Origin of the sequence: Streptomyces sp. NPDC052107 (genome assembly GCF_040680215.1) — a bacterium.
GTDB lineage: Bacteria > Actinomycetota > Actinomycetes > Streptomycetales > Streptomycetaceae > Streptomyces.
Map to the genome: position 1 here is coordinate 1 of NZ_JBFAWG010000190.1, position 5391 is coordinate 5391.

Annotated in this window: 4 protein-coding genes; all 4 read left to right on the plus strand. The window is 73.5% G+C overall.

Annotation, left to right across the window (positions count from 1 at the left end; translation table 11 throughout):
* A partial coding sequence (locus tag AB0M27_RS46370; protein WP_365732229.1) for a beta-ketoacyl reductase occupies window positions 1–1041 on the plus strand: 1041 nt, incomplete at its 5' end.
* Window positions 1042–1089: 48 nt separating this feature from the next.
* On the plus strand, window positions 1090–1677 hold the full coding sequence (locus AB0M27_RS46375) for an FcoT family thioesterase (protein ID WP_365732230.1): 588 nt from the start codon (window positions 1090–1092) through the stop codon (window positions 1675–1677).
* A gap of 51 nt (window positions 1678–1728) precedes the next feature.
* Window positions 1729–4023 carry a type I polyketide synthase gene (locus AB0M27_RS46380; protein ID WP_365732232.1) on the plus strand — a complete coding sequence of 765 codons (2295 nt, stop codon included), beginning with the start codon at window positions 1729–1731 and terminating at the stop codon, window positions 4021–4023.
* 92 nt (window positions 4024–4115) lie between these two features.
* Window positions 4116–5246 (plus strand): glycine oxidase ThiO, encoded by a 1131-nt coding sequence (gene thiO / locus AB0M27_RS46385; protein ID WP_365732233.1) that lies wholly within the window; start codon window positions 4116–4118, stop codon window positions 5244–5246.
* Window positions 5247–5391: the final 145 nt, after the last annotated feature.

Here is a 5391-nt window from a genome sequence, read left to right on the forward strand (position 1 = left end):
CGCCTGGCCCACGTCCTCGCCCCCAAGGCCGACACCGCCTGGCACCTGCACCACCTCACCCGCCACCACCCCCTCACCCACTTCATCCTCTACTCCTCCGCCAGCGGGCTCGTCGCCGGCGCAGGCCAGGCCAACTACGCCGCCGCCAACACCTTCCTCGACGCCCTCGCCGACCACCGGCAGCGCGCCGGCCTGCCGGGCCAGTCGCTCGCCTGGGGCCTGTGGGCGGAAGCCGACGGCATGGGCGGCACCCTCACCGCCGCCGACCTCACCCGGCTGGAACTCGCCGGCAGCGCCGCCATCCCCACCGACGAGGGCCTGGCCATGCTCGACGACGCCCTTGCCCGCCCCGACGCGCTGCTCGTCCCCCTCAAGCTCAACCCCGCCGCACTCCGCGCCGGTTACGACCAGCTGCCCGCCGTACTCAAGGACCTCGTCACACCCCCGGCGCGGCAGCCCGAAACCCCCGGCACCACCGCCGCGGCCACCGACGTCCCGATCGCACAGCGGCTGGCCGCCGCAGCCCCCGAACAGCGGCTGACCCTCGTGCTCGACCTGGTACGGCGGCAGGTCGCCCAGGTCCGGCACGACGACCCGAACGCCATCGACCCCGAGACACCCTTCACCGCCTTCGGCATGGACTCGCTGGCCGCCATCGAACTGCGCAATGGTCTCAGCGCCGCCATCGGCACCCGGCTGCCCGCCACCATCACCTTCGACTATCCGACCCCCGCGGACCTCGCCGCCTTCCTGCTCGACGAACTCGCCCCCGAGATCGAGGCACTCGCCGCCGACCACGCCGACGACGAGATCCGGGCCGTGATCTCCGCCATCCCGATCTCCGCCCTGCGCGACGCCGGACTGCTCGACACCCTGCTCGACCTGGGCAACGCCGACGCCACGCACCCGCCGGCCGAGACGGCCGAGACCACCGCGGCTGCCGCCGAACCCACCGAGGAGCCCCGCACCTCCGCCGCCGCGCTGCAGACCATGAGCGTCGAGGAACTGCTGCTCGCCGCACAGCGGGCCCGCAACAGCTGACCCCGACCCGCAACGCCCACCCGACCGCACCAGCCGGAGACAACCACCATGACGGAACTCCTGCAGCGACCCGAACGCGCCGACAGCCCCACCGCCCGACGCATCCCCACCGACGAGCCGCTGCTCCACCGGGTGCTCACCCCGTACCGGACCAAGAAGTGCGAGTACCTCCAGACCGCCGAGGTGATCAGCGACGGCAGGCCCGGCGACGGCGGCCAGCTGGAGGCCGAGTGCACCTTCGAGATCCCCGAGTCCTGCTACATCGACGACACCGGCCACTTCAACTCGGTCGAGTTCAACATCTGCTACAACCAGATGGCCTACTACCTCATCGCCAAGTCGGTGCAGGACGGCCTCGCCGAGCCCTTCAGCCAGTGGTCCATGGAGGACTTCTGGTACCGCCAGCTCGGCGACATCCTCATCACCGACTTCTCCAGCTCCTTCCGCGTCCCCATGCGCGGCCGGCTCTTCCAGGGCAGCATCGAGATCCTCGACATCGTCGCCTGGGACGCCAACGACATCCGTGACGCCCTCGTCGTCGTCAAGACGTTCTGCCGCTACTACGACGAACACGGCGGCGACTCCAAGGGCTACGTCACCGCGGCCATCACCAACCCGCCCCCGCTCAAGGACTGACGTCCACGCGCCTCACGGCACCCCAGGTCCCCACTGCCACGAAGGAAGCGCATGACCGTCCTCGATCCCCGCCCGAGCGAGGCCGCCCCCGGTGGCACCGCTGCCGCCGGACACCGATGCGCGCACCCCGGACACGGCGCCGAGCCGGCCGGGGCCGCCCCCGGCGCGCCCGCCCAGCCACCGACCTGGCCCCCCGTCGGCAGCGAACCCGTCGACGTGCCCGACCTATACGACCGGCTCACCGCCCGCGGCATGGAGTACGGCCCCGCCTTTCGCCTGCTGCACGCCGCATGGCGACGCGGCACCGACGTGTTCGCCGAGATCCCGCAGACCGACCCGGCACCCCCCGCCACCGGGTTCCTCATGCACCCCGCCCTGCTCGACGCCGCCCTGCACGCCGCGAGCATCCCCTTCCTCGACCGCGACGGGGACGACACCTACCTGCCGTTCGCCTGGCGCGGCGTCCGCTTGCACCGCCCCGGCGCCACCGCCCTGCGGATCCACATCACCCAGACCGAGGACGACTCCCTCGCCCTCACCGCCACCGACACCGACGACAACCCCGTCCTGTGCGCCCGCTCCCTGATGGTCCGCCCGGTCAGCCGCGAGCAACTGCGCTCCACCACGACCTCCGGCACCCTGCTGCGCCCCGTGTGGCGGCCGCTGCCCGCGGTGCCCGCACGCCCGGCGGCCGACGCGCCCTGGGCCTTCCTCGGCACCGACCACCTCGGCATCACCGGCGAACTCAAGGCCACCGGACGGTCCTTCGAGAACTACGCCTCCCTGCACGCCATGGACACCGCCCTGCGCCGCGGCGCCCCGGTGCCCGCGGTGGTCCTCGTCAGCTGCGCCGACGGCACCGACACGGCCGACGACGCGCGCGCCGAGGCCCAGCGCTGCCTCGCCCTCGTGCAGGAATGGCTCACCGACGACCGGCTCACCGACTCCCGGCTGGTGTTCATCACCCAGGGCGCGCAAGCCTGCGAACCCGGCGAGGGCATCGCCTCCCTCGCCGCCTCCGTGGTGTGGGGACTCGTCCGCAGCAGCCAGACCGAACAACCCGGACGCTTCGCCCTCGTCGACATCGACGAGGCCGACGGATCACGGCGCGCCCTGGTCGCCGCCGTCTCCACCCTCACCGACCCCGAAACCCCCCACTCCCAGCTCGCCGTCCGCCACGGCAACCTGCTCCACCCGCGGCTCCACCGCACCCGCCCCGACGGCACCGCCCCGGCCCCAAACCCCGCAGGCCCCCACGGCACCGTCGTCCTCACCGGCGGCACCGGCGCACTCGGCCGCGTCCTCGCCCACCACCTCGTCACACGGCACGACGTCCGCCGGCTCCTGCTGCTCAGCCGCTCCGGACCACAGGCACCCGCCGCCCGCAGCCTCGTCGCCGAACTCACCGAACTCGGCGCCCGCGCCGACGTGATCGCCTGCGACGTGGCCGACGCCGACGCACTCACCGCCGTCCTGGCCGACGTACCCGCCGAACACCCCGTCACCACCCTGATCCACGCCGCCGGCGTCACCGACGACGGCGCCGTCGGCACCATGACCCCCCGCCGCCTCGACCGCGTGATGCGGCCCAAGGTCGACGCCACGCTCGCCCTGCACCAGGCCACCGCATCCCTGCCCGACGACTGCCGGCTCGTCCTGTTCTCCTCCATCAGCGGCATCGTCGGCGGCGCCGGCCAGACCAACTACGCCGCCGCCAACACGTTCGTCGACGCCCTCGCCCAGCACCGCCGCGCCGCCGGACTGCACGCCGTCTCCCTCGCCTGGGGCCTGTGGGACGAAGCAGGCATGGGCGAACGCCTCGCCGCCGCCGACCTCAAGCGCATGGAACGCGCCGGAATCGCCGCGCTGCGCGTCGCCGACGGACTCGCCCTGTTCGACGCCGCCCTCGGCCGCGACGACGCCGTCCTCGTCCCCGTCCAGCTGCACGAACCGGCCCTGCGCGACCACTCCCCGCAGCTGCCGGAGGTGTTCCGCGACCTGTGCCCGCCCAAGCAGGACCACCCCCGCCCCACCGGCCGGACCGCCCGCACCGACCCCGCCGAACTGCGCCGCTCGCTCGTCGAACTCCCCGAGCACGAGCGCACCGACGCCGTCCAACAGCTCATCCGCACCGAGGTCGCCGGCGTACTGGCCCTCACCGGACCCGACGCCGTGGAGCCGGCCGTCGAGTTCTCCGCCATCGGATTCGACTCGCTCACCACCGTGGACCTCAACCGCCGACTGGCCGCCCTGACCGGTCTGCGGCTTCCGGCCACGCTCCTGTTCGACCACCGCACACCGGCCGCCCTGGCCGTCCACCTCCTGCGCCTGACGCAGCAGGACTGACCGCTCCGCGCGACGGAGCAGACCTAGTGCTCCGTCGCGCGGAACGGACGGGTCCTCCATCCGCTCCGCACGACGGAGCGGATGGAGGACCCATGCGTGTCATCATCATCGGCGGCGGCGTCATCGGACTGTCCGTCGGCTGGCGCTGCGCCCAGCTCGGCACCGACGTCACCGTCGTCGACCCGGCCCCCGCGAGCAAGGCCTCCAGCGTGGCCGCCGGACTGCTCCCGCCGTCCGGCGACATGCTGCTCGGCCAACCGGACTTCGCCCGGCTCGTCCTGCACTCCCGCTCCCTCTACCCGGCGTTCACCGCCGAACTCGCCCAGGCCGCCCAAGGCCCCGTCGGACACCTGCGCAACGGCATCCTCGACGTCGCCTACGACCCGCAGGCCGCCGAAGGCCTCGACCGGCTGCGGCAGATGGCCGACGACTTCGGCGTGCGGTACCGGATGCTCACCGCGGACGACTGCCGCCGCCTCGAACCCCTCCTGGCCCCCGGGGTACACGTCGGCATGCTCTCACCCGACGACGGCTCCATCGACCCGCGCACCCTCACCCGCGCCCTCGCCGCCGCGCTGCGCAACGCCGACGGGCACCTCGTGACCGACCGCGTCGACCAGGTACTGCTCGACGGCACCACCCCCGCCGTCCGGCTCGCCGACGGCACCGTCCTGCACGCCGACCGGCTCGTCCTCGCCGCCGGCCCGTGGACCCACCGGCTCCCGGGCCTGCCCGAGGGCCTGGTCCCCGAGATCCGCCCCTACAAAGGCCAGGTGATCCGGCTGCACGCCGAGAACCACGGCACCCCGGCCGTACGGCACACCGTACGCGGCAGCTACGGCGACCGCGCGGTCTACATTGCCCCCAGAACCGACGGCGAACTGGCCGTCGGCGCCACCTACGAGGATGCCGGATACGACGAACAGGTCCTCGTCGAAGGGGTCGCCGACCTCCTCGCCCGGGTACGCCGGGTCCTTCCCGCCGCCGCCCGGATGCGCTTCGTCGGCGCCGCCGCGGGCCTGCGGCCGGGCTCCCCCGACGGCCGGCCGATCCTCGGTCCGACGACCCGGCAAGACGTCCTCCTGGCCACCGGCCACCATCGCGCGGGCGTCCAGCTGACCCCGGCCACCGCCGAGGCCGTGTCCCGAGCCGTCGTCACGGGCGAACTTCCCGACTACGCACGCCCGTTCAGCCCGATCCGGTTCGCCTCCACGCCGGTCTGACGAACCAGCGCGCCCCTCTCCGACGGCTTCCGATGACATTGGGCGGTGGCCCCGAACCCCGCAAGGGGTTCGCCGTGACGGGCGCGCCGGGGGGCATGGCCGTCCAGCACAACGGCCGCGTCGACCTGGTCTCGCTCGACTCCTC

Coding starts and splice junctions, on each gene's coding strand:
- thiO (WP_365732233.1), top strand. CDS start 4,116: ATGCGTGTCATCATCATCGGCGGCGGCGTCATCGGACTGTCCGTCGGC.
- AB0M27_RS46375 (WP_365732230.1), top strand. CDS start 1,090: ATGACGGAACTCCTGCAGCGACCCGAACGCGCCGACAGCCCCACCGCC.
- AB0M27_RS46380 (WP_365732232.1), top strand. CDS start 1,729: ATGACCGTCCTCGATCCCCGCCCGAGCGAGGCCGCCCCCGGTGGCACC.